This is a genomic window from Pedobacter sp. BMA (assembly GCF_001027745.1).
In the GTDB taxonomy this organism is placed as follows: domain Bacteria; phylum Bacteroidota; class Bacteroidia; order Sphingobacteriales; family Sphingobacteriaceae; genus Pedobacter.
Genome location: NZ_LECU01000002.1, coordinates 51,205 through 77,871, shown reverse-complemented (window position 1 = coordinate 77,871; position 26,667 = coordinate 51,205). Strand labels below are relative to the sequence as shown.

The window sequence follows — 26,667 nt, the reverse complement described above, 5'->3', positions numbered from 1 at the left end:
ATCAAAGCTAATGTAAACTATTTACGGAATATTTAAAAATTTGTGTGTTTGTAAAGAAATTTCCCATTTCGGATTAGCCATCACGTAATCAATAATCAGTGGGGTAATCTCCTTTGATTTTGACCATTCGGGCTGCAAATATAGTTTGCATGTCGGAGACACCATTGCAGCGTATTCTTCCGCCCATTTAAAATCACTTTTGTTAAAAACAATTACTTTTAGTTCGTGGGCAAACGGCGTGATATCAGGGCGAGGTGCTTTAAATTTCTTTGGGGATAAACAAATCCAATCCCAATTCCCCGAAAGCGGATAAGCACCAGAAGTTTCAATAAAGGTTAATATGCCGCGTTCTTTAAGGCTGTTTGTTAAATAATCCAGATTGTAAATTAAGGGTTCGCCACCAGTGATGACAACAGCTTTACCAGGAAAGCGGTCCGCGTTTTCAACAATTACATCGGCAGGAGTAAGAGGGTGCATTTCGGCATCCCAGCTTTCTTTCACATCGCACCAGTGGCAGCCTACATCGCATCCACCTAAGCGAATAAAATATGCTGCTTTGCCCGTATTAAATCCTTCGCCTTGTATGGTATAAAACTCTTCCATTAAAGGAAGTAATGTGCCGTCTTCTGGTATGTCTTGTTTCATTTTTGAGGATGCAAATATCTTAAAAAAATATGGTGAAGCGGTTTCTCATTCGAAAATTAATGCAAAGATGAAATAACACTGATATTTAATTGATATTTTAGCTTGATGAAGTGGTTCAAAGCATTAAACAAAGTACAGCTTCCAGGCTCAGGCACAATAAAAATGTCGGATGTAAACGGCAAGCAGTTGTGTATAATAAATGCTGACGGGAAGTTTACCGCTACACAATCTCAGTGTCCGCATGCCGGTGGGCATTTTTCAGGAGGATGGTGCAAAAGCGGTCACCTAGTCTGTCCTGTACATCGTTACGAATACAATTTAACCACCGGAAGAGGAGCAGAGGGACAGGGAGACTATATTGATATCTACCCTACAGAATTACGCAAAGACGGCTTATATGTAGGCTTTGAAGAAAACTGGTGGACTAAATTATGGGGCTAAAAAAAAACGGCCCAATATATTGAACCGTTTTTTATTGCCGAAGTATCGAAGCTTAAGCCCCGGGATTTGCTTTAAGCATAAATCTCTTTTCTGGCCGATGCCAATGTATTTTTAAGCAAGCCCACAATTGTCATTAAACCCACTCCACCGGGAACGGGGGTTATGAAAGACGATATTGGTGCAACATGTTCGAAATCCACATCACCATATAGTTTAAATCCTGATTTGGTTTCTGTCGAAGTTTCGCGGTTGATACCAACATCTATAATAATCGCTCCAGGTTTCACCATATCTGCTGTGATAAAATTCTTTTTACCAATCGCAGCAATAATGATATCAGCCTGCAACACCTGTTCTTTTAAATCTTTTGTACGCGAGTGTGTCAATGTTACCGTACAATTTCCAGGATTAGCGTTGCGAGCCATCAGAATACTCATCGGGCTACCCACAATATTACTTCTACCCACTACAACACAATGCATTCCTGTAGTGTCAATGTTGTATTCTTCAAGCATCAACATAATGCCATAAGGGGTAGCAGGAATAAAGCATGGTAAATTGCGCATCATTCTACCCAGATTCACCGGGTGGAAACCATCAACATCTTTCCGGTGGTCGATCTTTTCAGTGACCTTTTCCGGATCGATATGCTTAGGCAGAGGCAATTGGACGATTAATCCATCAACCTCATCATCCTGGTTAATTTCTTCGATTTTAGCCAATAATTCCGCTTCAGATACTGAATCATCATATCTGTGAAGTGAAGACCGGAAACCAACCTTTTCACAGTTTTTCATTTTGCTGGCCACATAGGTTTCACTGCCACCGTCATTACCTACTAAGATGGCAACCAGGTGGGGCTTCCTGCCACTTTCATTTAAAAATTCTGCAGCTTCTTTTGCGATTTGAACCTTAACCTTTTCAGATACGTATTTACCGTCTAATAATTTCATTCTTATAAAATGTGAGATGCCAGATATTGGTTTGAGATTGTACCTCAGGCATCTCAAATCTAATATCTGCTATCTGATTTAATCTAATTTCAACACTGCCATAAACGCTGATTGGGGAATTTCTACGTTTCCAACCTGACGCATGCGTTTTTTACCTTTTTTCTGTTTCTCCAGTAATTTACGTTTACGGGAAATATCACCACCATAACATTTAGCTGTTACATCTTTACGTAAAGCACTAAGCGTTTCACGGGCGATAACTTTAGCTCCAATAGATGCCTGAATTTTAATCTCGAACTGCTGACGAGGGATTAATTCTCTCAATTTTTCACAAATTTTCTTTCCGAAATCGTAAGCATTACTTCTGTGGATTAGTGATGATAAAGCATCAACCGGTTCATCATTGATTAGCATATCCAAACGAACCAAATCTGACTTTCGGTATCCAATCTGATGGTAATCGAAAGAGGCATAACCCTTTGAAATGGTTTTCAATTTATCATAGAAATCGAATACTATTTCGCCCATTGGCATTTCAAACACCAATTCAACCCTATCAGATGTTAAGTATGATTGATTTACAATTGTTCCCCTTTTCTGAATACAAAGTGACATCACAGGCCCAACAAAATCAGCTTTGGTAATAATGTTAGCTTTGATAAATGGCTCTTCAACCGAATCCAATTTACTTGGATCAGGCAAATCTGAAGGATTATTTACGAAAATTTCATCGCCTTTGGTAGTATGGGCAACGTAAGATACGTTGGGAACGGTGGTGATTACCGTCATGTCAAATTCACGTTCCAAACGTTCCTGAATAATTTCCATGTGCAACATTCCAAGGAATCCACAACGGAAACCAAAGCCCAGAGCAGCAGAACTTTCAGGTTCGAAAACTATTGATGCATCATTTAGCTGCAACTTGTGCATCGCTTCACGAAGCTCTTCAAACTCATCAGTATCAACAGGATAAATCCCCGCGAAAACCATTGGTTTAACCTCTTCAAAACCCTGGATTGCATCTAACGAAGGTCTTGCAGTAGTCGTGATCGTATCACCAACTTTTACTTCCCTGGCTTCTTTAATGCCGGAAATAATGTAACCTACGTCCCCGGTTTTGACCACATTCCGTGGTGCCATATCCAGTTTTAAAATACCAACCTCATCAGCCAGATACTCTTTACCGGTATTGATAAATTTTACTTTGTCGCCTTTTTTGATCTCACCGTTAACCACCTTATAGTAAGCGATAATTCCTCTGAATGAGTTAAAAACGGAGTCAAAAATCAATGCTTGTAAAGGCGCTTCAGGATCGCCAACCGGAGCAGGAACGCGGTCAACAATAGCTTGAATTATATCAGGAATCCCCATACCTGTTTTACCAGATGCAGGAATAATGTCTTCTCGTTTACAACCAATCAAATCAATAATCTGATCCTTTACCTCTTCAGGCATTGCGCCAGGTAAGTCCATTTTATTAAGTATGGGTATAATCTCAAGATCGTGCTCAAGGGCCAGGTATAAGTTGGATATAGTTTGCGCCTGAATACCCTGCGATGCATCAACAATAAGTAATGCCCCTTCACAGGCTGCAATTGAACGTGATACCTCATATGAGAAATCCACGTGTCCGGGAGTATCAATTAAGTTAAAGTTATATTCAATATCTCCAACCTTATAATTCATTTGTATAGCATGACTTTTAATCGTAATGCCTCGCTCACGCTCCAAATCCATGTTATCCAGCAACTGCGCCTGCGCTTCACGCTGCGAAATTGTTGCCGTATATTCTAATAACCTATCTGCCAGGGTACTTTTACCGTGGTCGATATGTGCAATAATGCAAAAATTACGTATATGCTTCATCTTTGCGCAAAGATATGCTTTTTAATGGAATTTGTGGGGCTGAAAATAAAGGTGAATCACCAGTCATTTCCTACTCAGGCGTCTTCTCCATTCCAAACATCATCATCAGCATGTTCAATACTATCATGGATAGGCGCGCTATTCCCTAAGTCTTCGTGGTGATAATTTCGCTCTGGATTTTCTGGAAGTAAGTCATCATGGTTAGGCAAGGCTTTCCTCAGGTGTTCAGGCTTTCTAACTCCTGGCAAATCATCATGAATTACTGATGGCTTCAGAATTCTTTTTTCGGGATATTGATTGTCTTCCATAGGATACGGTTTAACAAAATTCAAGCCATAAATGCTGACAGATCAATATTATGGAAGTGCAGACAAATAAAATTTGATTTACATAAATATAAATTTAGATTTGTCTAAAAATATATTTAGATAAGCTTCCGTCATGAAATACTACTACCTGATACTATTTGCTTTTGTTTGCAACTTGAATGTTAAAGCCCAGGATATTCGCCTGAGCGGGACAGTTACATCTATGGGTCTGCCTATTGCGAATATTAACATCCAATTACCAGCTCTGAAAAAACTTGTGAAATCTGACAATAAAGGTCATTATTATTTTGAAGACTTACCAAAAGGCGAATGGTCGATTGTATTCAGCGGCATTGGTTATCAAAACAGAAAACTGAAACTTGACTTGAACCAGGACACTGTGGTGTTAGATTTAGAAATGATCAATCTCAGTTCGGAACTTGATGAAGTTGTGGTAACTGGCGTTAATCGGGCGACGCAACTTAGAAAAAATCCGGTTCCAATTGCAGTTTTAAATAAATCAGCGATGAATCAGAATATGAATACCAATCTGATTGATGCTATTGTAAAAGGCATTCCCGGCGTTTCGGCAGTAACAACCGGCCCAAATGTCTCCAAACCATTTATCAGGGGGCTGGGCTATAATCGTGTTTTAACACTTTATGATGGCTTAAGGCAAGAGGGGCAGCAATGGGGCGATGAGCATGGAATAGAAGTAGATGAATATGGTATCGCCAGGGTGGAGGTAATAAAAGGGCCTGCTAGTTTAACTTACGGTTCTGACGCGCTGGCAGGCGTAATTAATATGATTCCTGATGTTGCAAATACAGAAAGTGCCAGCCTTGACGGTGATTTCACGTCGAACTACCAATCCAATAATGGAATGTACGGTGCCTCGCTCGGATTAAATTATAATACTGACCACTGGAAATTTTCTGCCCGGGCAACTTCAAAAGCGGCACATAATTATTACAATAAAATTGACAGGTATGTCTATGGTACAGCATTTAAAGAATATAATCTATCAGGAAGTGCCGTCCTGGATCAATCAGGATTTTATTCGAAAACAGCAGTAACATTCTATAACAACTTAATGGAAATTCCTGACGGAAGCAGAGACTCGATAACACGCAGATTTACCGTGCAAACACTTGACGAGGGTGATGACATTAGAAGCAGACCAGTTGTTGGGGATGAGTCGCTTAAAAAATATAGCATTAATCCTCTTCATCAGCATATTCAACATTTCCGCTTATACAACTCAAGCCGGCTGAAATTTCGTAACAGCGATTTGCATTGGCTAATTGGCGGCCAGCAGAGTGTAAGAAAAGAATTCAACCATCCGACTGCTCCTGATCAGGCTGGTTTATATGTGGTACTTAATACCTTAAATTATGATGTAAAATATAATTTGCCAGACTTCTCGGGTTTCGAGAGTACAATTGGTATAAATGGCATGTACCAAACCAACAGGAGTAAATCGGCTACTGATTTTCCAATTCCAGATTATAATCTTTTTGACATCGGTGCATTCTATTTTATAAAAAAAACATTCGATAAACTTGACATATCAGGCGGAGTGAGGGTAGATCGTAGAAACACTTATTGGAATAATTTTTACGTAGGTACGGATCCTGATACCGGATTTGGTAAACAGGTTACATCACAATCAGCAAACAGCAACTTACAATTTCCCTCGTTCGACAAAAGTTACTACGGAATGTCAGGAAGCCTGGGTTTCACTTACAACATTTCAAAAAGGGTTGTCATAAAAGCCAATATAGCCCGCGGATATCGTGCGCCCAACATCACAGAAATCGGGTCTAACGGTCTGGATCCGGGAGCTCATATCGTTTACTTGGGCAACAGAAACTTTAAGCCGGAGTTTAACCTTCAGCAAGACCTGGGCACGATCGCCTATCTCAAAGATCTGGATATTAGCCTTGAAGTTTTTAATAACCATATCCAGAACTATATCTATCAATCACGATTAACTGATGAAAACGGTAATCCGGTAGTAATTGTACCCGGCAATCTGACTTATCAATATCAACAATCAAAAGCCAGGTTGTATGGTACAGAATTTTCAGTAAATCTCCATCCATCTTCACTAAAATGGCTCAGTCTGAATAACAGTATAGCCTACGTAACAGGAATAAATCAAAACAGTGAATTATTGCGACTGCATGGGAGGGATGCCAGGTATTTACCATTTATCCCACCGCTTCAAATTAGATCTGAATTAAAACTGACTGCTCAAAAACAATCTGGATTACTGGATAAACCTTTTATCAAAATGGACGTGGCCATTACTTCCGCTCAGCATAAGTTCTATGCGCTCGACAATACAGAAACCTTCACAAGTGGCTATACGTTGTTTAATGCTGGCATTGGCTCAGCAATCAGGGGCAAGTCTGGTAAACGAATTGCTGAGGTATTTTTTCAGGCCGAAAACATTTTCAATATTGCTTATCAATCCCATTTAAACAGGTTGAAGTATTTTGAGTACTACCAGTCCTCGCCAAATGGCCGGTCAGGGATTTATAATATGGGTAGAAACTTTAGCTTTAAACTGGTTTTGCCGTTTTAAACTGGTAAAGATAGTCGATCCAAAAATTAATCGTTTCTGGATATGGCACAAATCTTTAACTTTACGATATACATTTTCTTATCACTATGGATGAATCATTAAGTGAACAGCGTTTAAATTTCTTACGTCAGTCTTTAGGGCAAATTATTACAAATTCGCCTTCCAACTTTATGAATTGGCTTGCACCGGTTTTAATTAAAGCCGAAAACGGAGTTTTGGCATGTAGATACACTGTTCGACAAGAAATGACAAACCCATACCAGATTCTGCACGGCGGTGTTACAGCAGGGATAATAGATGATTTAATTGGAGCTACTGTTTATACTATGGGTCTAAATGATCGCTATACAACAGTTAGTAACTATATCGACTATTTTGCACCAGCAGCAGAAGGGGATGAAATCATTGCGGAAACAGTAATCGTAAAAAAAGGAAGGATCATATTAAATCTCCAATGTGAGATACATTTGCCTTCGAAAAAGCGTTTAATAGCAAGAGGCTACTCGAACATGTTAAACATAGGTTAAGCTTCCTGAATTTAGTTAAGAATTATTTATTGATTCCTTTAAATTAACAAAACATTCTCATTAATACATTGTTGTAACTTAACCAAAAATATAATGAGCCATGTTAGAAAATTATTCAACCCTGCAATTTATTGTTAGAGGCAAGATCTTCAAGGGATTTTGCATGCGCATTCAAGATGACTTTCATGAAACCTATGCCGTTGTTTTAGATGGTTACCATTCATTCTGTATCTGGCTTGATACGAGATCGGAAAAATGGTGTGCATCCAAAAATGTCGCTATTGAGCCTGATGCTATCGATGAAATTATCAATAGGTTATCTTTGCCAGCCTGAGTACCTAAAAATTCAACCCATTTAATACAACGCCCGTAAAAAAATCCCAGCTTTTAAAGAAGCCGGGATTTTTTTGTGTTCAGGCAAGCTTATTAACCAAAAAACAGGTAGCATATGCCTATAGCAGTACAAACACCTACCAGATCTGCAAGTAACATCGATCCAATGGCATATCTGGTATTTTTGATTTTTACTGACCCGAAATAAACGGCTACCACATAAAAAGTAGTATCAGATGCTCCTTGAAATATTCCGGATAGCCTGCTAGCAAAGGAATCCGCCCCATAGGTTTCCATTGTACTCACCATCATGCCCCTTGCAGCGCCACCACTCAAGGGCCTGATTAAAGCCGTTGGCAGCCCTTCTACAAAACGGGTATCAGTGCCTAAATAAACAAATACGCTCTTTATGGCATTAATTACCACATCAAAAGTACCACTGGTTCGTAGTAAACTTATGGCTACCAGCATCCCTACCAGATAGGGGATAATGTTGATTGCAGTATTGAAACCATCCTTCGCACCATCTATAAATGCATCAAATACATCGATCTTTTTATATAAGGCACCAATTACGATGACGAGAAATATAAATAGGATTAAACCATTACTCAGCAAACCGGAAAATGACTGGATTCCAACAGCATCCAGCGAACGGATGTAGAGTACCAGACTTGCTATGATCAGCGAGAGTCCGAGTATCCAACCGATCACAACAGGTTGAAAAATATTAATTCTTTGTTTGAAGGATACAATGAGCATGGCAGCCATGGTACCCACAAAAGTTACAATCAGACAAGGAATGAATACATCTGTTGGATTGGAAGCATTTTGAGATGCGCGGATGGCAATTACGCTTACGGGAATTAAACTCAATCCGGCTGCATGTAAACACAAAAACATGATCTGCGCATTGGAAGCCATATCCTTTTTAGGATTGAGCTCCTGAAGGCTCTCCATAGCCTTCAACCCAAATGGTGTAGCCGCATTGTCAAGCCCCAATAAATTGGCAGAAAAATTCATAATCATGTGCCCCATTGATGGATGCCCCTTAGGTATATCAGGAAATAGCTTTGAAAAGAACGGACCTACAATTCGTGATAATAAACGAATTCCACCGGCCTTCTCTGCAATACTCATTAATCCCATAAACAATGCTAAAATACCGATGAGTTTCAGGCAAAGTTCAACCGCAACCCAAGAGGTTTGAATCACCCCATCCAGCTTCAATGGATTAGCAGCATCATCAGCCTTACCAATTACCATCCAGTTAAAAATATCAGTTTGCCCGAAGAAAAAGCATTTGATACTTGCTACAACAATAGCTACAATAATAAATCCCGACCAGATCCTGCTTAATGCCATTTAATTTGTTTCGTTTTTATGATTGGTGAAAATAGGTTTTTTAGTTTAATTTCTCGGCATAAATCAAATAGTCAGTTCTTGAAAAGCCTCTCGCCAGTTGTTCCTAAATAAAAAGCGTCCATAATGCGGATATGTAAACCAGCACTATGGACGCTTAACGCTACGTAAAAACCTCGTGATTAATTAAGGCTTATCATCAGTTAATTCAAAACCCCAGGTCTTTCCTTTTTCAGTTGCCGGAATACCATTGGTCATCCAGGCAGGTGCCTTGGCTCCCTTAAGGTAGTAATCAAAAAACTGTTGCTCGCGAATCTGAATATCTTTTCGGTTCTGGCGCTGTACAAGATTATGTGCTTCACCATTATAATTTAACATCCAAACCGGTTTACCTAAACGGCGTAAACCCGTAAACATTTCAATGCCCTGATACCATGGCACAGCACCATCGGCATCGTTTGCCATCACAACCACTGGCGTACTCACCTTTGGAAACATAAACAAGGGAGAGTTCTCAATATAAAGCTCAGGTTTCTCCCAAAGGGTAGCACCGATACGACTTTGTGTTTTTTCATACTGGAACTGCCGGTTCATACCGGTTTCCCAACGAATACCACCATAAGCAGATGTCATATTTGCTACTGGTGCACCAGCCCAGGCGGCCGCATACATGTTGTTTTGCGTAATTAAATACGCAACCTGATAACCTCCCCAGCTCTGACCTTGAATACCAATCTTAGTTCCGTCTACCCAATTATTTTTCTTTAAGCTTTCTACCCCTGAGTTGATATACTCTACTGCCGATTGGCCTGGATGTCCTGCTTCGTAACTGATATCTGGCGCAAAAACAAGATAGCCGTTACTAACAAAAAAAGAAATGTTCAGGCGGGACGGGGTTGGGGCAGGTGCCTGATAACTATATAAGCCATCAGACAACTTCTCGTAAAAATAAGCAATCATCGGATATTTCTTATTTGGGTCGAAATTCTCAGGTTTGTACAAAATGCCTTCCGCCTTATAACCTTTTGGAGTGACCCATTTCACCAATTCTGCAGTGCCCCAATTGTAATTCTTTTGTTGTGGATTTGTATTGGTTAATTTGGTCTCGGTTTTAAAATCGTTGGTTACATATACATTAGGCGATTCAACGTAATTACCTCTATCGTAAATATAAACATCAGCGTCTTTAGCCTTTAGCAAATTAGAGTATTTTGTTTTTCCCATCACTACCAGGTCAGGCGCTTTAACAGAGCCAACGGTAGTTTTATAAAAGCCGTTTTCTTTAGTAGCGTTATTGAAACCATTCAGCCAAACCAGTTCATTCGCTTTCACAAATTTGGTATCTGCATTACGCTCGAAACGGTTTTCCTGCTGAACTCTTTCGTAACGAAATGTGATATTGTTTGCTCTTCCAAAACCGGCAGTAATGTTTTTAGCCGGGCTTTTTCCATCTGGTGAAAAAGACCATATATCATACCTGTCATTCAACAAAACAGCTTTATCGCCTTCTGTCCATGTTGCAATGCCATAAGATCCCGGGAGGTCAGGCACGTCATTATCTTCATCAACAAATTTAACATTCAAACTTTCCGTAAGGGCAACGATTCTGCCATTTGCTACGTTGTAAGTATACCAGTTTGCGGCTTTCCGGTCGAAGTATAAAATGTAATTGCCACCAGGAGATGCCATAGCATTGCCATTCAGACCTGAAATAATCTTTTTCCGTTGTCCGGTTTTGGTGTCTACCAGATAATAATCTTTTGATGTAGAACCACTCCATTGAGATTCAATACGATGTCCGTAATCTGTTGAAGCCAATACCAGGTTAACATCACCTTCTGCTATCAAGCTGGCATCTGGAAGTGTAACATCCGTTAAGGGCACCACTTTAGGATCACTGCTGAACACATCGATTACTGAAAGATAACTTTTTTTACTGTCGCGCTCTGCATTCTTTAGCTGCATGGGCTGAAGATAATCATCTTTGTAGTTCCACACATCAACCTTTGCCACCTCGAAATCAACTATCGTAGTATCTTTCGGCTTTTTTACAGGAGCAATTCCAAAGAAAAGTTTCTTTCCATCCTTACTGAAATTCACTCTGCCATCTCCACTTACCGACCACTTTGAAGGTAACCCCGGCATATCAAAATCAACCAGAATCTGTGCCGTATCTAAACTTAAAGAGTTGTAGTAAATATTATAGTTTTTAATCTCCTGCTTCTCAGGATCCTGTTCACCAACAAAAGCTAAATGTTCGCTATCCTCATCAAAAGTGAAACTTCTAAAGGTTCCTTTGCCTTTAATTAAAGTTTTTAAAGTGCCTTTTTCTGTATTCAATAGAAATACACCCTGAGGCGCCAGCTTATCTTTTTTCGAACCGCTGCAGGAAAATACAAGTTGTTTGCCGTCTTTACTGAAAGCATATTCAGTAACAAACTTGTAGGTTTTGTCTATTCCAGTAGTCAGATTCTTAACGATAAGATCGGTTCCTTCTTCTGATTTTCCTTTTGCAGCAGGTTCGTCGTCTGCAAAATCAGATATGCCATCTTTTTTATCCGCTGGTTTTACATTTTTCCTTGCTGTATCTGGTTTATCCGTCAGATAAGCCAGTACGCCAGCGCCTTCCTCCGGAAATTTAAAAGATTTTACTCTCGGAAACTTTGAAACCAATCCCGAATTCAGGTTAACAAGCCCTAATGAATCTTTTGGCATTTCATCTGGCTTTCTTTTTTTTATCCTCGCCTGACGCAGGTCTTTATTAAAAGGACGGATATTAAAAGCAGCAAATTTAGAATCATTACTAAATTGCGCATTCATTCCCCTTGCGATATTAATCTTCGCATTAGTCTTCAGGTTGCTGATGTACAATTGTGCATCGCCTTCCTGCTGTATAACGCCATACATGGCCCACTGACCATTATTTGATAATTGCTTGCTTCCTACCGATTCCCAGGTATCATAAACGCTATGATCCAGAGGTTTTTTTTGTGCGTAGGCAAAAGTGACAACGAAAAGCAGAATAACTGTTAGTCTTTTTTGCATTTTGGAATGTAAATTAATTTGTTGGTGAAGTTCTAATCGTCTAAAATTGGAATTTTTTGGCTTATTTAAAAACTTGTATGCCAAATATTACAATAAACCGCCAGGGCAAGCTATTCGAGGGGATGTAAAGCAAAGAAGCCACGACTGTTAAACAATCGTGGCTTCTATTCAATTTTAATAGTGGAATTATTTTTTAGCTTGCTGCTGCTGACGCATATAATCATCTAAACGCTGTTGGAATTTAGATTTTTTCTTTTTTTCATCAGCTGGTCTTGCTTTATTTTGTTGAATTAAAGCATGAATCTTATCGTCATCAACCATTTTACGAATTAAAATCTGCTGACCGAATGTCATTAAATTCGCCAGGAAATAGTAGTAGTTCAATCCTGATGGATAACTATTTAAAACACCAAGAAAAATAACCGGCATAATGTAACCGATATACTTCATCTGACCGGTAGCACCAGATGTCTGGTTGTTGAAATAGGTCATGATTAATGTCGAAATCGTCATCAATACGCACATCAAACTTAAGTGATCACCGATAAAAGGTAGCTTCACACCAAACTTGATGAATTCGTCGTAAGTTGATAGATCTTTCATCCACAAGAAACTTTCTCCGCGCAACTCAAACAGGTTAGGAAAAAAGAAGAAGAAAGCCATTACGAGTGGCAACTGTAATACCATAGGCAAACAACCACCAAGCGGATTTACACCAGCTTTTTTATATAATTTCAAATATTCCTGCTGAACAAGGGTTTGATTATCTTCACCTACCTTAGCTTTGATTTCATCCATTTCCGGCTTCAAAACTCTCATTTTGGCCATAGACAGGTAAGATTTGTAAGTTAACGGAGACAATGCAACCTTTAACAAAATCGTTAATACCAAAATGATTAAACCGAAGTTCCAGCCGAAATTGTTAAGGAAATTAAAAACAGGCAATACGATAAAACGATTGATGTATTTTAATGGCCAGTAACCAAGATCAACCTGTTTTTCCAAATCATAACCCTGATCCTTTAACGCAGAAAATTTATTGGTTCCAAAGTAAAATTCCATGTCATAGCTTTGGTTTGCAGCGTGTGCATAGGCCAATTCCATGTTAGCATCATAAAACTTCACCTGTCCGGGAGCAGTCGGGATTTTAACTTCCAGACTTCCCTTATCAAAACCTTGTTTAGAAATTAAAGATGCCGAGAAAAAATGCTGTTTAAAGGAAAACCACTGTATTTTACCTTTGGTAAGTTCTTCTTTCTCATCCTTAGAAACACTCAGGTGGTCTACATCTCCATCAACATACTTGTAATATGGTGCTGAATATCTGTGTTCACTCTCGATCGACTTTTCTTGCTGTAATAATACCGTAGACCAGTTTAAATTAACCGCATTACCTGCTATCACTTGCTGAAGGCCAACCAGATTGATTTTGAAATCAACCTTGTTACTCAAGCCTTTCAAACTATAAACATATTCAATATACGCATTGGCACCGTAATCGGCACGCATTGTAACAGTATTACCAGCTTTAACTGGTTTAAAATACAAATCATTTGTATTGATTACTTTACCTGCTCCATTTAAAGTCAACCCAAATTTATTGGCTTCACCATCAAACAAGATTAAGGGTTTACCCGCAAATGTTTTCTGACCTTTAACTTCAACAGATGAAATTCTACCGCCCTTGTTGCTGAGGTTAATCAATAAATTTTCGTTTTCGAGTACGGTGTTGGTACTTGTACCGGCTAAAGCAGTGCCAAACGGACCTTTTAGTGCCAGAGAGTCAACTGTTGGAACCGTAGCGATAGTTTTAGCGGCAGTAGTATCTTTAACAACTGGTGCTATACCAGCCTTTTTTAAAGAGTCTTGGTGCTCAATTTCGCGGGCTTTTTTCATTTCGGCCTCGCTTGGCCTAAAAAAGTAGAATGATCCTGCCAATATGATCATAATCAGGAACATTCCTGTAAAGGTATTTCTATCCATTATATTTATTTGTACTGCTTTTAATTTGTTTTCTTTTTCGCATACTCCATTGCAGCGGCGACAAATTTAACAAAAAGTGGGTGAGGATTAGCAACTGTTGACTTTAATTCTGGGTGAAACTGCCCGCCAACAAAAAACGGGTGATTTTTAAGTTCAACTATTTCAACCAGGTTGGTTTGCGGATTAATTCCTGAAGCAACCATTCCTGCTTCTTCGTATTGTTTGAGATAAGCATTATTGAATTCATAACGGTGACGGTGACGCTCATTAATATGTTGTTTACCATATATCGCAAACGCCTTTGATCCCTTTTTAATGTCGCAAGGATAAGAACCTAAACGCATGGTACCGCCCATATTTACAATACTCTTTTGTTCTTCCATCATATTGATCACAGGGTTTGCAGCCTCAGGATCAATCTCGGTAGTATGTGCGCCTTTTAAGCCCAGCACATTACGTCCGTATTCAATCACCGCACATTGCATTCCTAAACAGATACCAAAGAAGGGAACATTATTCTCTCTTACGTATTTAATGGTATCAATTTTACCTTCAATTCCACGGCTTCCGAAACCAGGGGCAACTAATACGCCCTGTAAATGTCCAAGCTTTTCTTTCACATTATCCGGAAAAATACTTTCCGAGTGTATATACTCCACCTTTACTTTACATTCGTTTTTAGAACCTGCATGAACAAATGATTCAATAATTGACTTATAAGCATCAGGTAATTCTACATATTTACCAACCAAGCCGATTTTAACTTCGGCAGTTGGATTTTTTAAGCGACCAAGAAAATCTTTCCAGCTTTCCATGTCCGGATCGTTTTTAGTTGGCAGCTTTAATTTTGCTAAAACAGTTTTATCTAATTGTTCTTTTAACATTAACAATGGCACATCATAAATAGTGGATGCATCCATCGATTCGACTACCGCATTAATGTTAACGTTACAAAATAATGCTATTTTTTTTCTAAGGTCTGGGCCAAGGTGGTGTTCCGTTCTGCAAACCAGAATATCTGGTTGAATTCCATATTCAAGTAAAGCTTTTACTGAGTGCTGTGTAGGCTTCGTTTTTAATTCGCCAGCGGCCGCCAGGTATGGTACTAATGTGAGGTGAATAACAATTGCATTTGAACTTCCTTCCTCCCATTTGAACTGCCTAACCGCTTCAATAAAAGGTAAGGATTCAATATCGCCAACAGTACCGCCAAGCTCCGTAATCACAATATCGTAATCTCCGCTTTCACCTAAAATGCGCATGTTACGTTTAATCTCATCTGTAATATGAGGAACCACCTGCACTGTTTTACCCAGATATTCGCCTTTACGTTCTTTTTGAATTACGTTTTGATAAATACGGCCTGTTGTAATATTATTGGCTTGTGATGTTGGAACGTTTAGGAAACGCTCATAATGACCAAGATCTAAATCTGTTTCTGCACCATCTTCCGTAACAAAACATTCGCCGTGTTCATATGGATTTAATGTTCCGGGATCGATATTAATGTACGGATCGAATTTTTGAATGGTTACACGGTAGCCCCGTGCCTGTAAAAGTTTAGCTAAAGATGCGGATATGATGCCCTTACCTAAAGAGGAAGTAACACCGCCCGTAACAAAAATATACTTAGTCATGATTTTGATTTTTTACAGCAAAAGTGTTCTTATTGCTGCTTTTTGTACGGGATACAAAGGTAGGAAAATTAGTTGTTTCTGCTCTGGTAAAATGAAGATTATTAAAAAATGATAATGCAATGTGATTCAGGATAATAACATATCTGATAACCCAAAATCGTAAAATCAGGAGTTATTTAGTTCAATTCAAACGGGGCATCAACGCATTTTAAAGGCTAAACCTGGCCTTTCGGTTCATTTTCTGGCTCTAAGCAGATGACTCCGTTTTCTTAAACAAAATACCCCAGTAAAGCTTGTTAACAAAAACAGATAAAACACCTGGCTATCCAGAGGGCACTGATAAACTTTAGAATTATTGAAGTAAACGCGTACACCTAACTGGAATGCATTGTCAATGTACTCTGCCTGGCAACTCCCGCCCTGAGGAACAGAACGTGCGACAACATCGCTGGTTAATACAAATAAGTCTGTTCCCGATGTACAAGATGCAGGGCTGGTATATTGAAAATAATAGGGCTCATCGAATTTCTCAGGGTTACTCGTTCCGATGTTAATTTGGTGTGTATAGATCCGTCCCATATATCTACATCCATAAACTACATCAGAAAATGCATCACCAGAACGAAAAAACAGAAACAGGATGATTAAAGCCCACTGAGTTTTCATAACGCTAAATGTTTGGATCAGAATAGGGGGCGCTGATTATGCGTAATACACCGAACCCCAGAATTGCAGAAATAAAAAGCCATAGCCATGAATTGGTATCAAGCGGACAACTGACAACGTTCAAGGTCATTTCGACTCCGCAGAAACCGTTGGCATAGCAGGTGCGATTAGTAGACCTCGGTATCACGGGATTGTAACACGCATCTGGATCGACACGTATACCGTTGGTGTATTGTACTATTTTCCCATCTGCGTTAACAGTAGTGGTAGAGGTGTTACACACACCACCTGATTTACTTGGATTATATGTTGGGTTATTATTAACATAGCTTCGCGTAGTGGTAGCTGTGAGGTAAAAATTGCTTCCGGTACTGCAACAAATACCATTATCGCTAACGATAACACAACCAGTCTGCGCAAAAGACTGCACAATAAAAATGGAAGAAACAAATAGTAATAAAAATATCCTTTTCATAAAAAATTATAAAAAGGGATGGTTTTACAACAATAGGGGAGTTCAGTCCGAAGACTAAGACGATTTGATTAGCGTAAAAGTAGGCTTTTCAATTAATAACAGGAAATTTTTAAATCAAATTTTTCAACAGCAATTATAATAGATTTTTACTTTCTTTTCCTTTTCACTCCAGGCAATGTAAATGTTATTCTCTTTACCTAACCGGTATTTAAAGCCATTCAAACCTGTTTTCTTCAACTCTTCATAAAGTGCCTTATCAGGAACATAGTTATCCGGTTTATCTTCAGGCATCACAGCAGGCTCAAGAAAATTATCTTCCGAAAAAAAATCATCCGCAATCGTTTTTAAGAATATAACCTGATCTTTTTCTTTAGTTAAATCTAAATTCGGATCAGTACTGCCTAACAAATCAGTTCCTTTCAGTTTTGCATTATATAACTCCTGACCAGAAGCATTTTTGATCGTAAAATTCAATACCATGTCCTCTGGTTTTCTCCCGGTTAGCTCAATTTTAAAGGTATCGGGTACATTCAGATTCGAAAATGATTTGGTAACGATTTGGTTTACGTTTTTAAACTCAACAGATGGATCTTTCTTATCTGACGGGGATTGACAGGCAGATAAAAGAAAAACAGAAGCAACAATAAAGAATACCAGATTTCTCATAGCCGAAAATACAAATTTTAAGGATTTATATGGACGATATTCAAAAAGAATAACCAATTGACAACCACCACTGAAAGTCGACATAACCCTTGTGATGCTGTTGCCAGAGGGGATTATTCATAACTATTCGAGTTTTAAAGCTTCCAGTAACTTGTTTAGTTTTACTAAATCTTCAGGCGTATCAATAGCAACCGTTTCCAGATCAGTAATCTTCGTCTGTATATAAAAACCGTTTTCAATCCAGCGCAATTGCTCCAAACTTTCTGCAATTTCCAAAGAGGATGGAGGAAGTTTGGTGATTGCCTTTAATGCCTCAGCACGATAGCCATAAATACCTATATGCTTGTAGAACTGATGTTTTTCTGCCCAAACGCCTGGCTCTCCGCTTCTGATGAAAGGTATGGGACTACGGCTAAAATACATCGCCCGGCCATGAACATCGATCACTACTTTCGGACTATTTGGGTTATAAATACTTTCCTGACTTTGGATCGGTTTTACTAAGGTTGCCAGTTCTACCTTACTATCTGTAAAACTACTCGCTAGTAAATCAATCTGAGCCGGTTCGATAAACGGCTCATCACCCTGTATATTAATTACAATATCAAAATCAGGAAGTTTTTCTATCACTTCAGCACAGCGATCTGTTCCGCTCTGGTGGTGTGAGGCGGTAAAAACAAAGTCACCACCAAACCGTTTAACTTCTTCAGCAATCCGTTCGTCATCAGTAGCAATGACTACCTTTGCCAAGCTACTTGCCTTACCTGCTTGTTCATAAACACGCTGAATCATGCTTTTCCCGGCAATATCAACCAATGGCTTTCCCGGAAAACGGGTGGAGGCATAACGCGCAGGAATAATTCCAATGATCTTTAATTCATCATCACCCGATTGTTGCTGATTATTGCTCATATACCGTAATTAATTCTGGTTAAAACAATCCGTTTATCTCAGCTTCAATAGACTGGATTACTGTTCCCAAATCTTCCGGATTATTGGTAAAATCCAGTTTATCTTTATCAAGAATCAAAAGTTTGCCCAGGTTATAACCTTTTATCCAGGCTTCATATTTTTCGTTTAGTTTCGAAAGATAATCGATCCGTATGCCCGCTTCATATTCCCGGCCTCGACGTTGAATGTTATTAACCAGGGTTGGGACAGAGGCTCTTAGGTAAACCAATAGATCCGGAGGTTTAATAAACGAAGTAATGTTATCAAAAATAGCCCGGTAATTATCATGATCACGTGTGGTCATCAGCGCCATATCATGTAGGTTTTCAGCGAAGATATGCGCATCCTCATAAATTGTCCTATCCTGAATAACATTGCGTTTATTCACTTCAATATCGGTAATTTGCTGGAAGCGACTATTTAGAAAGTAAATCTGAAGATTAAAGCTCCAGCGTTTCATATCGCCATAAAAGTCTTCCAGATAGGGGTTGTTGTCCACAGCTTCGTACAAAGCTTCCCATCCATAATTTTTGGCCAGCAAACCTGTTAAGGTAGTTTTGCCAGCGCCAATGTTTCCTACGATTGCTATGTGCATGTTTTTTGATATGAGATTTGAAGTAAGAGAATAGAAAGGCTTATGGCTTCAAATGGATCACCTAACACCTCAAATCAATTGTTGTTGATTAAAAACTTTTAAATCCGATTAAACTGCGAACTTCCCTTATTGTCTTTTGTGCACTTTCACGTGCTTTTAAAGCACCATGTTTAGCAACCTGCCGTAAGTATAATTCATCTTTCGAAAGCTCTTCTATACGCTCTCTTATTGGCGAATTGAATACAATCATATCTTCGGCGAGTTGCTTTTTCATATCGCCATAACGGATCTGCATTTTATTGTACAAACCGTCGAAATGCTCAATGGTATCCGGTGTAGAAACAATTTTCATCAAATCAAACAGATTCTGAATGGCTTCAGGCTTTTCCTGATTTTCTTCCGTAGGGCCGCTATCACTTACTGCCCTTGATACTTTCTTACGGATAATTTCCGGACTGTCAGATAAATAAATACAATTACCGTCGCCGTCCGATTTACTCATTTTTCCTTTTCCCTCTAATCCTGGTACCTTAACCAGGTTTTCTGCATAATTAAATGCAAAAGATTCAGGAAAAAAATCTGATTGATACATTCTGTTAAAACGGTTACCGAAATTACGCGTCATCTCCAGATGCTGCTCCTGATCTTTTCCAACTGGGACTTTAGTTGCCCGGTGAATCAGTATATCTGCAGCCATGAGTGTTGGGTAGGTTAATAAACCAGCATTAACATTATCGGGGTTCGACCTTATTTTTTCTTTAAACGAGGCACTTCTTTCCAGCTCACCGAGATAAGCATTCATATTAAGATATAGATACAATTCTGAAACTTCCGGCACATCAGATTGAACATAAATGGTTGTTTCCTCCGGATTTATTCCGCAAGCTAAATATTCTACCAAAACGTGGCGCACGTAACCGTGCAAATCGCCAGGGGTTGGGTGAGTGGTTAACGAATGAAGATCTGCAATAAAAAAATAGCAGTTATAATCATACTGCATTTTTACAAAGTTGGTTACTGCACCAAAATAATTTCCTAAATGTAGCTTTCCTGTCGGCCTGATGCCACTCACCACTGTTTCTTTCATAATGGCACGAAATTAAAAATAAATTGCATGCAATGCACATTTTGTGCGCAATTTAATATGAATGTGCACCTTAAGCGAAGCAAATCAAAATATTCATTTTTCTGTCCCGGGAAACCATGCCGTTAAAAATATACGCCGTTAAAATTGATATTGTCACCCTATTTTATAATTTTGATACATCTATGATTAATTTTTTACGCCAGGCACACAGGGTATGGTTCCTTTTTTGGATTATATTTTTCTTTGCACTGCTTTATCCGCTCTACTATCTTACCTCCCGTAACGAAAAGTACTACAGCGCACTAAATTTTTGCAGAAAATTAAACAGTTTTTTATGCAGCCTCTTCTCCGGAGTAATATTTATCTACACGTTTGAAGAAAGGTTGAACAACAAGCAAACATATATTTATTGCGCCAATCACACTTCCAATCTGGATATCATGGTTTTTTGTATCATGTGCTCAGGAAGATATCATTTTATGGGCAAGGATGAGTTGCTGAAAAATCCGGTATTGAGTATTTTTTTTAAAACCATCGATATATCGGTAAACAGGGAAAGTAAAATCTCAGCATTCAGGGCTTTTAAAAAGGCGGGAGAAAACCTGGAAAAGGGGATGAGCCTGATTATTTTTCCGGAGGGCAAAATTGATGATCATTATCCTCCCAAACTTGGTGAGTTCAAGAACGGACCTTTCCGGCTCGCAATTGATAAAAATATTCCACTGGTTCCGGTTAGCATTACCAACGTATGGAAAATTAACTGGGACGACGGATCTAAATATGGAAGTAAGCCCGGAATTTGCGATATTTACATTCACAAACCCATCAACACAGCTGCCCTGGCAATTGATGACGCTGATATATTAAAAGAACAGGTATTCCATTTAATCGAAAGTAAACTGATATTATGAATTTAGACGCAAAAACCATTCACAAAATAGCCGATTTAGCCAGAATTCATGTTGATGATAACCAGGTCGATACGCTCATTCCAGAAATGAATAAAATTTTATCCTTTATGGAAAAGCTAAATGAATTGGATACTGCGAACGTGAAGCCATTGGTTTACATGAATGAGGCAACTAACGTTTGGCGTGAAGACATTGTCAAGCAGGAAATTTCTACGGCAGACGGACTTAAGAATGCTGCGAAACATAGTGATGCATTTTTCATGGTGCCAAAAATTATTGAGAAATAAACCAGTATGCACATTCCAAGCCAGTTATTGCCTATTTTTTCCCGATACTGTAACATCTCAAACGCAATCCTTGTCTAAAAAAGAAAAAACATGGAGAAACCACTCATCACGATAAAAGAAATTGGTCGTAAATATGTTATTGGATCTGAAATTATCCATGCTTTAAAATCAGTTTCACTCGACATTAACAAGGGGGAATTCGTTGCCTTAATGGGGCCTTCAGGTTCAGGAAAATCAACCTTAATGAATATCCTTGGATGCCTTGATACACCAACAAGCGGATCTTATATCCTCAACGGTACAGATGTTAGTCGCATGAGCGATGATGCTTTAGCAGAAGTAAGAAACAAGGAAATTGGTTTTGTATTTCAAACATTCAATCTATTGCCACGTTCTACATCGCTAGATAATGTAGCACTGCCCTTGATCTATGCTGGTAATAGTAAGAAAGATCGCGAAGCGCGTGCCGCTACCGCATTACAGAATGTTGGACTAGGCAACCGGATGGATCACAAACCCAATGAACTGTCCGGAGGTCAGCGCCAGCGTGTAGCAGTTGCGCGTGCACTAATTAACGATCCATCTATAATTCTTGCCGATGAGCCTACCGGAAATCTTGATACCAAGACTTCAATCGAGATCATGGGCTTACTGGAGGAAATTCACAGCAAGGGAAATACCATTATCCTGGTTACGCATGAGGAAGATATCGCTCAACATGCACATCGGATTGTTCGGATGCGGGATGGCCTGATCGAAAACGACTACATCAATACAGATGTTAAAAACGTCTCACCACGATTACAAGCCTTAAAAGAGAGCGGTAGTGATTGGGAAAAGATATCATGAAAATCTATACCAAAACCGGAGACAAAGGTCAAACTTCATTAATCGGTGGCACGCGTGTACCGAAATATCATTTACGCATTGAAACGTATGGCACCGTTGATGAATTAAATTCCTATATAGGATTAATCATGAGCCAGGAAATTGATTCACACTCCAGACAGCTCCTAAAAGAAATACAAGACCGCTTATTTACAGTAGGTGCCTCTTTAGCAGCAGATCCGGAAAAATCAAAAATGAAACTACCCGATTTACATGATTCGGATGTCGAACTGCTGGAAAAAGAGATGGACGCGATGAATGAAATACTGCCAGTATTGAAACATTTCGTTCTGCCAGGTGGCAATAGTGTCGTTTCATATTGTCATATTGCCAGATGTGTCTGCAGGCGGGCAGAAAGACTAACAACTCAACTGGCAGAAAATACCTTTGTAGATGAGCGTATAACAGTTTATCTGAATCGCCTGAGCGATTATTTATTTGTTCTGGCACGAAAACTGACAAAGGATTTCAACGTGGAAGAAAACATTTGGATTCCCCGTGTTTAATAGTGGAAAAATAATTTTGCTTTGCTCAAATATTTTAATATACTTTGCGCATAGTTAAGAATAAAAATTTAACTGAATTAAAGATATGTATTGGACATTAGAATTAGCATCGCACCTGGAAGACGCACCATGGCCTGCAACTAAAGACGAATTAATTGATTATGGTATCCGTTCTGGTGCACCGGTAGAGGTTATTGAAAACTTACAGGCATTAGAAGATGATGGCGAGCCTTATGAAACTATTGAGGAAATCTGGCCTGATTATCCAACTAAAGAAGATTTCTTTTTTAACGAGGATGAATATTAAAAATCTAAAAAGATAAAGACCGCTCAGCAAACGTTGAGCGGTTTTTTTTTACATTTTTTAAACAAAATACTGCACCATACTGTTACTACATCAACATTTACTTAAAAATTAACACTATGGGAAATTTATTGTATTTAGTAGCGGTAGTATTGGTAATACTATGGGTTATAGGATTTTTGTTCCACGGATTCGGAGATGTAGGTAACATCATCCACGTGCTATTAGTAATCGCAGTTATAGCTATTTTGCTGAAAGTCATCGGCAGGGCTGCTTAAGATATATTTAAGCAAACATTCATCATTTTCGAAAGCATGGCTTTACAAATGATGAATTAGAAAGGGTGTTCTGATGATCAGGACACCTTTTCTTTTTATTTTTTAAGAAGAAGTTCTGCAAGTTCCAGATCAATCGGAAAAGTAATCTTGATGTTGCTCCTCTCGCCTTCAATAATATTAATCTCTTCTCCTATTGCTTCCACAACACTCGCATCGTCAGTAAAATGGCTCGCAAAATCCTGTGTATAGGCGCGCTTTAAAATCTCTGAACTAAAAGTCTGAGGCGTTTGAACCAGATAAATCTCATCACGCTTTAACGATGAAGTTTTTCCATTACGCAACAGCCTGACACTGTCACTCGATTGAACTGCGGCAATGACATTACCCTGATGTTCAGCATGCAAAAAACAGCTGTCAATCAGTTCCTTCGACACCAGCGGTCTTACTGCATCGTGAATGGCAACATAGGCATCTTCCGGGATCACCTCAATCGCGTTTTTTACAGAATAGAAACGCTCAGATCCGCCGTCAATTACCTGGTGTGGGATGTGGAAATTAAACTCATCACAAAGCCTCCTCCAGTATCCCTGCTGTTCAGCACTCAGAACCAACAATATCCTGGGTTGTGTATGGCTTTGCGCAAAAGCTCTAATGGTATGCATCAAAACAGGAAGGTTTTTTAGCAAGAGAAATTGTTTTGGGGTTTCGGTTTGCATCCGGTTACCAGAACCGCCGGCCACAATTATAGCGTAGTATTTCATCATCAAAACCATCAAGTATTTAGTATCAAGTAGCAAGTACAAAACTGATTTTTTGATACCTGATACTCAATACTTGAATCCATTTTAGATAATCAGCATGGCATCGCCATAGCTGTAAAATTTATATTTTTCTTTTACAGCAACTTCATATGCATTCATTACGTTTTCGTAACCACCAAAAGCGCTTACCATCATCAATAGTGTTGATTCAGGGGTATGAAAATTGGTTATCATCGAATTTGCAATACTGAAATCGTAAGGAGGGAAGATGAACTTACTCGTCCAGTCATTTGCAGCCTTCAAAGTTCTGTTAGCAGAAACAGCCGACTCGATTGAACGCATTGATGTGGTACCTACTGCACAAACTCTTCTTTTAGCTTCAAGGGCTTTATTTACAATCGCCGCATCTTTTGGCTCGATAATGAATTGTTCAGAATCCATTTTATGCTTGGTTAAATCCTCAACCTCAACGGTTCTGAAAGTTCCCAAACCTACATGTAAAGTAACCTCAGCAAACTCAACACCTTTAAGTTCCAGGCGTTTCATTAATTCACGGCTAAAGTGCAAACCAGCAGTTGGAGCAGCAACGGCACCCTCATGCTTGGCAAAGATAGTCTGGTAACGCTCTTTATCTTCAGCAGTAGCTTTACGTTTAATATATTTTGGAAGTGGAGTTTCTCCTAAAATCTCAACATTTTTTCTAAACTCTTCATCAGTACCTTCAAATAAGAAACGAATGGTACGACCGCGTGAAGTCGTGTTGTCCACAACCTCAGCAACCAATAAATCATCCTCTCCGAAGTAAAGTTTATTTCCAACACGGATTTTACGCGCCGGATCTACCAAAACATCCCACAAACGTAATTCTTTATTCAACTCACGTAAAAGGAAAACTTCAATAGTAGCACCTGTTTTCTCCTTATTACCATACAAACGGGCAGGAAAAACCTTAGTGTTGTTCAATATCATAACATCCTTGTCATCGAAATAACCCAGAACATCTTTAAATATTTTATGCTCAATTTTACCACTGTCTTTGTGCAAAACCATTAAACGTGCTTCATCGCGTTCTTCTGATGGATTATGGGCAACTAACGACTCTGGTAAGTTGAATTTAAATTGTGATAATTTCATTCTTGATGAATTTTTTGAGGTGCAAAAATACGAATTTAATTTTTCTTTTTTGTATTTAAAGAACGCAATTAATGATATTATGTTTTGAATGAGTTTATATGACTTAATTCTGTATGGAACTGCGCATTAAATATAAAATTGACTAGTTTTGATGATATGCTGTAACCTTTTTAACAGTAAAGCATCTAAACACTGATTATGATTATTTTTAGGCTAATAGGCGAAAGTTTCCGTTTTGCGTTTGATGCACTACGTCAGAATAAATTACGTACCATGTTATCGCTTTTGGCCATAACCATCGGGATATTCACCATCATCACGGTATTTTCTGCAGTCGACACCTTTCGGGGTAAACTACAGGCTAGCGTAGATAAACTCGGCTCAAACACCATATTTGTCCAGAAATGGCCCTGGAGCTTTAGCGACAATTACCCATGGTGGAAATACATGAACCGTCCGCAACCCTCATTACGCGATTTCCAGTCACTAAAAGAACGTATGGAAAATGCCAAGGGCATCACTTTCGAAATTTCAACCAGCAACAGAACAATCAAATACAGGAGCAACTCTGTTGAGGGCGTAACCATTTCAGCCGCGTCACAAGACTTTGATAAGACCTGGAATTTCGAACTGCAGGACGGACGTTACTTTACAGAAACCGAAAGTAATAACGGAGCGCCGGTCCTCATCATGGGTGCAGATATTGCAGAAGGTTTATTTGGATCCGAAGATCCCAAAGGCAAACAGGTACAAATACTGGGACGACGACTAACCGTGATTGGCGTATTTAAAAAGGAAGGTGAGGATATTTTCGGAACGACACTGGACAAAAATGTAAATATACCCGTAAACTTTGCTAAAGGTGTGCTCGATATTCAAAGTGAACGTTACGATCCACAGATAACGGTACGCGGAAATGACAATGTATCACTAGACGAAATCGAAAGTGAACTGCAGGGCCTGATGCGATCGATCCGCAGGATACGCCCCGGTCAGGAAGATGATTTTGCCCTTAATAAAACATCTATTATTTCCAATAAGCTCGACTCTATGTTTACTATGGTAAACTGGGCGGGCTGGATTATTGGTGGTTTCTCAATATTAGTAGGGGGTTTCAGTATCGCTAACATCATGTTTGTATCCGTTAAAGAAAGAACAAACATTATCGGAATCCAGAAATCTCTCGGCGCCAAGAACTATTTTATTTTGTTGCAGTTTATCTTCGAGTCTATATCGCTTTGTATTCTCGGTGGCTTACTGGGATTGGTCCTTGTTTACCTGATGGCTCTTGCTATAGGTGCCGCAACCGATTTTCATATCATACTGGGCTTAAATAACATTGCACTTGGCATAGGTATTTCAATTATCATAGGAACCATCTCTGGATTCTGGCCTGCATATTCTGCATCGAAATTAGATCCGGTTGAAGCGATAAGAAGTTAACGCCTATCCACCATATTCAGATCTC

27 protein-coding genes are annotated in these 26,667 nt (G+C 39.0%); 11 read left to right on the top strand and 16 right to left on the bottom strand.

The features are described 5' to 3' along the window. Nucleotides 1-21: 21 nt before the first annotated feature. Nucleotides 22-645 (bottom strand): 7-carboxy-7-deazaguanine synthase QueE, encoded by a 624-nt coding sequence (locus AB669_RS02785; RefSeq protein ID WP_047797787.1) that lies wholly within the window; start codon nucleotides 643-645, stop codon nucleotides 22-24. 105 nt (nucleotides 646-750) lie between these two features. Between AB669_RS02785 and AB669_RS02780 the strand changes: the two genes are divergently transcribed. After that, nucleotides 751-1,086, top strand: coding sequence for a Rieske 2Fe-2S domain-containing protein (locus tag AB669_RS02780; protein WP_047797786.1), 336 nt, complete (start codon nucleotides 751-753; stop codon nucleotides 1,084-1,086). 71 nt (nucleotides 1,087-1,157) lie between these two features. On the opposite strand, the gene AB669_RS02775 is transcribed toward AB669_RS02780, so the two are convergent. The 3 genes from AB669_RS02775 to AB669_RS02765 all read right to left on the bottom strand — a co-directional run bounded on the left by AB669_RS02775 (nucleotide 1,158) and on the right by AB669_RS02765 (nucleotide 4,213). Then, complete coding sequence (locus tag AB669_RS02775) at nucleotides 1,158-2,039, bottom strand: bifunctional 5,10-methylenetetrahydrofolate dehydrogenase/5,10-methenyltetrahydrofolate cyclohydrolase (RefSeq protein ID WP_047797785.1); 882 nt, start codon at nucleotides 2,037-2,039, stop codon at nucleotides 1,158-1,160. Nucleotides 2,040-2,117: 78 nt separating this feature from the next. Further along, complete coding sequence (lepA, locus tag AB669_RS02770; protein WP_047797784.1) at nucleotides 2,118-3,905, bottom strand: translation elongation factor 4; 1,788 nt, start codon at nucleotides 3,903-3,905, stop codon at nucleotides 2,118-2,120. A 74-nt stretch (nucleotides 3,906-3,979) separates the two neighbouring features. Continuing rightward, nucleotides 3,980-4,213 carry a hypothetical protein gene (locus AB669_RS02765; RefSeq protein ID WP_047797783.1) on the bottom strand — a complete coding sequence of 78 codons (234 nt, stop codon included), beginning with the start codon at nucleotides 4,211-4,213 and terminating at the stop codon, nucleotides 3,980-3,982. Nucleotides 4,214-4,346: 133 nt separating this feature from the next. On the opposite strand from AB669_RS02765, the gene AB669_RS02760 reads away from it, so the two are divergent. The 3 genes from AB669_RS02760 (at nucleotide 4,347) to AB669_RS02750 (ending at nucleotide 7,664) form a co-directional block, all read left to right on the top strand. After that, entirely contained in the window at nucleotides 4,347-6,803 is a 2,457-nt protein-coding gene (locus tag AB669_RS02760; protein ID WP_053058222.1) for a TonB-dependent receptor, read from the top strand. 86 nt (nucleotides 6,804-6,889) lie between these two features. Then, the gene (locus AB669_RS02755) at nucleotides 6,890-7,330 is read left to right on the top strand and encodes a PaaI family thioesterase (RefSeq protein ID WP_047797782.1); all 441 of its coding nucleotides are present in this window, start codon (nucleotides 6,890-6,892) and stop codon (nucleotides 7,328-7,330) included. A 163-nt stretch (nucleotides 7,331-7,493) separates the two neighbouring features. Further along, on the top strand, nucleotides 7,494-7,664 hold the full coding sequence (locus AB669_RS02750; protein ID WP_156166635.1) for a hypothetical protein: 171 nt from the start codon (nucleotides 7,494-7,496) through the stop codon (nucleotides 7,662-7,664). 92 nt (nucleotides 7,665-7,756) lie between these two features. Here AB669_RS02750 and AB669_RS02745 read toward each other — a convergent pair whose 3' ends face one another. The 10 genes from AB669_RS02745 to trpS all read right to left on the bottom strand — a co-directional run bounded on the left by AB669_RS02745 (nucleotide 7,757) and on the right by trpS (nucleotide 20,130). Then, the gene (locus AB669_RS02745) at nucleotides 7,757-9,028 is read right to left on the bottom strand and encodes a nucleoside recognition domain-containing protein (RefSeq protein ID WP_047797780.1); all 1,272 of its coding nucleotides are present in this window, start codon (nucleotides 9,026-9,028) and stop codon (nucleotides 7,757-7,759) included. Between the two features lie 183 nt (nucleotides 9,029-9,211). Further along, the gene (locus tag AB669_RS02740; RefSeq protein ID WP_047797779.1) at nucleotides 9,212-12,070 is read right to left on the bottom strand and encodes a prolyl oligopeptidase family serine peptidase; all 2,859 of its coding nucleotides are present in this window, start codon (nucleotides 12,068-12,070) and stop codon (nucleotides 9,212-9,214) included. A gap of 186 nt (nucleotides 12,071-12,256) precedes the next feature. Next, nucleotides 12,257-14,053, bottom strand: a complete 1,797-nt coding sequence (yidC, locus tag AB669_RS02735) for a membrane protein insertase YidC (protein WP_047797778.1) — start codon at nucleotides 14,051-14,053, stop codon at nucleotides 12,257-12,259. 20 nt (nucleotides 14,054-14,073) lie between these two features. Beyond that, a complete protein-coding gene (locus tag AB669_RS02730) occupies nucleotides 14,074-15,690 on the bottom strand; it encodes a CTP synthase (RefSeq protein ID WP_047797777.1) in 1,617 nt (538 codons plus the stop codon). 234 nt (nucleotides 15,691-15,924) lie between these two features. Further along, nucleotides 15,925-16,356, bottom strand: coding sequence for a hypothetical protein (locus AB669_RS02725; protein WP_047797776.1), 432 nt, complete (start codon nucleotides 16,354-16,356; stop codon nucleotides 15,925-15,927). 4 nt (nucleotides 16,357-16,360) lie between these two features. Then, nucleotides 16,361-16,831, bottom strand: a complete 471-nt coding sequence (locus tag AB669_RS22020; RefSeq protein WP_156166634.1) for a hypothetical protein — start codon at nucleotides 16,829-16,831, stop codon at nucleotides 16,361-16,363. 123 nt (nucleotides 16,832-16,954) lie between these two features. Then, nucleotides 16,955-17,497, bottom strand: a complete 543-nt coding sequence (locus AB669_RS02720) for a hypothetical protein (protein WP_047797775.1) — start codon at nucleotides 17,495-17,497, stop codon at nucleotides 16,955-16,957. Between the two features lie 123 nt (nucleotides 17,498-17,620). Next, nucleotides 17,621-18,409, bottom strand: coding sequence for a 3-deoxy-manno-octulosonate cytidylyltransferase (gene kdsB / locus AB669_RS02715; RefSeq protein ID WP_047797774.1), 789 nt, complete (start codon nucleotides 18,407-18,409; stop codon nucleotides 17,621-17,623). Between the two features lie 19 nt (nucleotides 18,410-18,428). Next, a complete protein-coding gene (locus AB669_RS02710) occupies nucleotides 18,429-19,043 on the bottom strand; it encodes a deoxynucleoside kinase (protein ID WP_047797773.1) in 615 nt (204 codons plus the stop codon). Nucleotides 19,044-19,131: 88 nt separating this feature from the next. Continuing rightward, complete coding sequence (gene trpS / locus AB669_RS02705) at nucleotides 19,132-20,130, bottom strand: tryptophan--tRNA ligase (RefSeq protein WP_047797772.1); 999 nt, start codon at nucleotides 20,128-20,130, stop codon at nucleotides 19,132-19,134. A 182-nt stretch (nucleotides 20,131-20,312) separates the two neighbouring features. On the opposite strand from trpS, the gene AB669_RS02700 reads away from it, so the two are divergent. The 6 genes from AB669_RS02700 to AB669_RS22015 all read left to right on the top strand — a co-directional run bounded on the left by AB669_RS02700 (nucleotide 20,313) and on the right by AB669_RS22015 (nucleotide 23,304). Further along, complete coding sequence (locus AB669_RS02700; protein WP_047798047.1) at nucleotides 20,313-21,041, top strand: 1-acyl-sn-glycerol-3-phosphate acyltransferase; 729 nt, start codon at nucleotides 20,313-20,315, stop codon at nucleotides 21,039-21,041. Further along, complete coding sequence (gene gatC / locus AB669_RS02695) at nucleotides 21,038-21,328, top strand: Asp-tRNA(Asn)/Glu-tRNA(Gln) amidotransferase subunit GatC (protein ID WP_047797771.1); 291 nt, start codon at nucleotides 21,038-21,040, stop codon at nucleotides 21,326-21,328. Before AB669_RS02700 ends, gatC begins: the two co-directional genes overlap by 4 nt. A gap of 90 nt (nucleotides 21,329-21,418) precedes the next feature. Beyond that, a complete protein-coding gene (locus AB669_RS02690; RefSeq protein ID WP_047797770.1) occupies nucleotides 21,419-22,177 on the top strand; it encodes an ABC transporter ATP-binding protein in 759 nt (252 codons plus the stop codon). Continuing rightward, a complete protein-coding gene (locus AB669_RS02685; RefSeq protein ID WP_047798046.1) occupies nucleotides 22,174-22,722 on the top strand; it encodes a cob(I)yrinic acid a,c-diamide adenosyltransferase in 549 nt (182 codons plus the stop codon). Before AB669_RS02690 ends, AB669_RS02685 begins: the two co-directional genes overlap by 4 nt. A gap of 85 nt (nucleotides 22,723-22,807) precedes the next feature. Next, the gene (locus AB669_RS02680) at nucleotides 22,808-23,029 is read left to right on the top strand and encodes a DUF2795 domain-containing protein (RefSeq protein ID WP_010603503.1); all 222 of its coding nucleotides are present in this window, start codon (nucleotides 22,808-22,810) and stop codon (nucleotides 23,027-23,029) included. A gap of 116 nt (nucleotides 23,030-23,145) precedes the next feature. Next, nucleotides 23,146-23,304: a lmo0937 family membrane protein gene (locus AB669_RS22015; protein WP_156166633.1), complete on the top strand. Its 159-nt coding sequence runs from the start codon at nucleotides 23,146-23,148 to the stop codon at nucleotides 23,302-23,304. Between the two features lie 95 nt (nucleotides 23,305-23,399). On the opposite strand, the gene AB669_RS02675 is transcribed toward AB669_RS22015, so the two are convergent. Together AB669_RS02675 and queA are read right to left on the bottom strand one after the other, a co-directional pair. After that, nucleotides 23,400-24,068, bottom strand: coding sequence for a 2-C-methyl-D-erythritol 4-phosphate cytidylyltransferase (locus tag AB669_RS02675; protein WP_369799727.1), 669 nt, complete (start codon nucleotides 24,066-24,068; stop codon nucleotides 23,400-23,402). Between the two features lie 81 nt (nucleotides 24,069-24,149). Continuing rightward, nucleotides 24,150-25,199 (bottom strand): tRNA preQ1(34) S-adenosylmethionine ribosyltransferase-isomerase QueA, encoded by a 1,050-nt coding sequence (gene queA / locus AB669_RS02670; protein WP_047797769.1) that lies wholly within the window; start codon nucleotides 25,197-25,199, stop codon nucleotides 24,150-24,152. A 198-nt stretch (nucleotides 25,200-25,397) separates the two neighbouring features. On the opposite strand from queA, the gene AB669_RS02665 reads away from it, so the two are divergent. Continuing rightward, the gene (locus tag AB669_RS02665) at nucleotides 25,398-26,642 is read left to right on the top strand and encodes an ABC transporter permease (protein ID WP_082120571.1); all 1,245 of its coding nucleotides are present in this window, start codon (nucleotides 25,398-25,400) and stop codon (nucleotides 26,640-26,642) included. Nucleotides 26,643-26,667: the final 25 nt, after the last annotated feature.

What these genes read in the sequence shown, in the direction of transcription:
- AB669_RS02785 (WP_047797787.1), bottom strand. Translation starts at nt 645, where the DNA reads ATGAAACAAGACATACCAGAAGACGGCACATTACTTCCTTTAATGGAA.
- AB669_RS02780 (WP_047797786.1), top strand. Translation starts at nt 751, where the DNA reads ATGAAGTGGTTCAAAGCATTAAACAAAGTACAGCTTCCAGGCTCAGGC.
- AB669_RS02775 (WP_047797785.1), bottom strand. Translation starts at nt 2,039, where the DNA reads ATGAAATTATTAGACGGTAAATACGTATCTGAAAAGGTTAAGGTTCAA.
- lepA (WP_047797784.1), bottom strand. Translation starts at nt 3,905, where the DNA reads ATGAAGCATATACGTAATTTTTGCATTATTGCACATATCGACCACGGT.
- AB669_RS02765 (WP_047797783.1), bottom strand. Translation starts at nt 4,213, where the DNA reads ATGGAAGACAATCAATATCCCGAAAAAAGAATTCTGAAGCCATCAGTA.
- AB669_RS02760 (WP_053058222.1), top strand. Translation starts at nt 4,347, where the DNA reads ATGAAATACTACTACCTGATACTATTTGCTTTTGTTTGCAACTTGAAT.
- AB669_RS02755 (WP_047797782.1), top strand. Translation starts at nt 6,890, where the DNA reads ATGGATGAATCATTAAGTGAACAGCGTTTAAATTTCTTACGTCAGTCT.
- AB669_RS02750 (WP_156166635.1), top strand. Translation starts at nt 7,494, where the DNA reads ATGCGCATTCAAGATGACTTTCATGAAACCTATGCCGTTGTTTTAGAT.
- AB669_RS02745 (WP_047797780.1), bottom strand. Translation starts at nt 9,028, where the DNA reads ATGGCATTAAGCAGGATCTGGTCGGGATTTATTATTGTAGCTATTGTT.
- AB669_RS02740 (WP_047797779.1), bottom strand. Translation starts at nt 12,070, where the DNA reads ATGCAAAAAAGACTAACAGTTATTCTGCTTTTCGTTGTCACTTTTGCC.
- yidC (WP_047797778.1), bottom strand. Translation starts at nt 14,053, where the DNA reads ATGGATAGAAATACCTTTACAGGAATGTTCCTGATTATGATCATATTG.
- AB669_RS02730 (WP_047797777.1), bottom strand. Translation starts at nt 15,690, where the DNA reads ATGACTAAGTATATTTTTGTTACGGGCGGTGTTACTTCCTCTTTAGGT.
- AB669_RS02725 (WP_047797776.1), bottom strand. Translation starts at nt 16,356, where the DNA reads ATGAAAACTCAGTGGGCTTTAATCATCCTGTTTCTGTTTTTTCGTTCT.
- AB669_RS22020 (WP_156166634.1), bottom strand. Translation starts at nt 16,831, where the DNA reads ATGAAAAGGATATTTTTATTACTATTTGTTTCTTCCATTTTTATTGTG.
- AB669_RS02720 (WP_047797775.1), bottom strand. Translation starts at nt 17,497, where the DNA reads ATGAGAAATCTGGTATTCTTTATTGTTGCTTCTGTTTTTCTTTTATCT.
- kdsB (WP_047797774.1), bottom strand. Translation starts at nt 18,409, where the DNA reads ATGAGCAATAATCAGCAACAATCGGGTGATGATGAATTAAAGATCATT.
- AB669_RS02710 (WP_047797773.1), bottom strand. Translation starts at nt 19,043, where the DNA reads ATGCACATAGCAATCGTAGGAAACATTGGCGCTGGCAAAACTACCTTA.
- trpS (WP_047797772.1), bottom strand. Translation starts at nt 20,130, where the DNA reads ATGAAAGAAACAGTGGTGAGTGGCATCAGGCCGACAGGAAAGCTACAT.
- AB669_RS02700 (WP_047798047.1), top strand. Translation starts at nt 20,313, where the DNA reads ATGATTAATTTTTTACGCCAGGCACACAGGGTATGGTTCCTTTTTTGG.
- gatC (WP_047797771.1), top strand. Translation starts at nt 21,038, where the DNA reads ATGAATTTAGACGCAAAAACCATTCACAAAATAGCCGATTTAGCCAGA.
- AB669_RS02690 (WP_047797770.1), top strand. Translation starts at nt 21,419, where the DNA reads ATGGAGAAACCACTCATCACGATAAAAGAAATTGGTCGTAAATATGTT.
- AB669_RS02685 (WP_047798046.1), top strand. Translation starts at nt 22,174, where the DNA reads ATGAAAATCTATACCAAAACCGGAGACAAAGGTCAAACTTCATTAATC.
- AB669_RS02680 (WP_010603503.1), top strand. Translation starts at nt 22,808, where the DNA reads ATGTATTGGACATTAGAATTAGCATCGCACCTGGAAGACGCACCATGG.
- AB669_RS22015 (WP_156166633.1), top strand. Translation starts at nt 23,146, where the DNA reads ATGGGAAATTTATTGTATTTAGTAGCGGTAGTATTGGTAATACTATGG.
- AB669_RS02675 (WP_369799727.1), bottom strand. Translation starts at nt 24,068, where the DNA reads ATGATGAAATACTACGCTATAATTGTGGCCGGCGGTTCTGGTAACCGG.
- queA (WP_047797769.1), bottom strand. Translation starts at nt 25,199, where the DNA reads ATGAAATTATCACAATTTAAATTCAACTTACCAGAGTCGTTAGTTGCC.
- AB669_RS02665 (WP_082120571.1), top strand. Translation starts at nt 25,398, where the DNA reads ATGATTATTTTTAGGCTAATAGGCGAAAGTTTCCGTTTTGCGTTTGAT.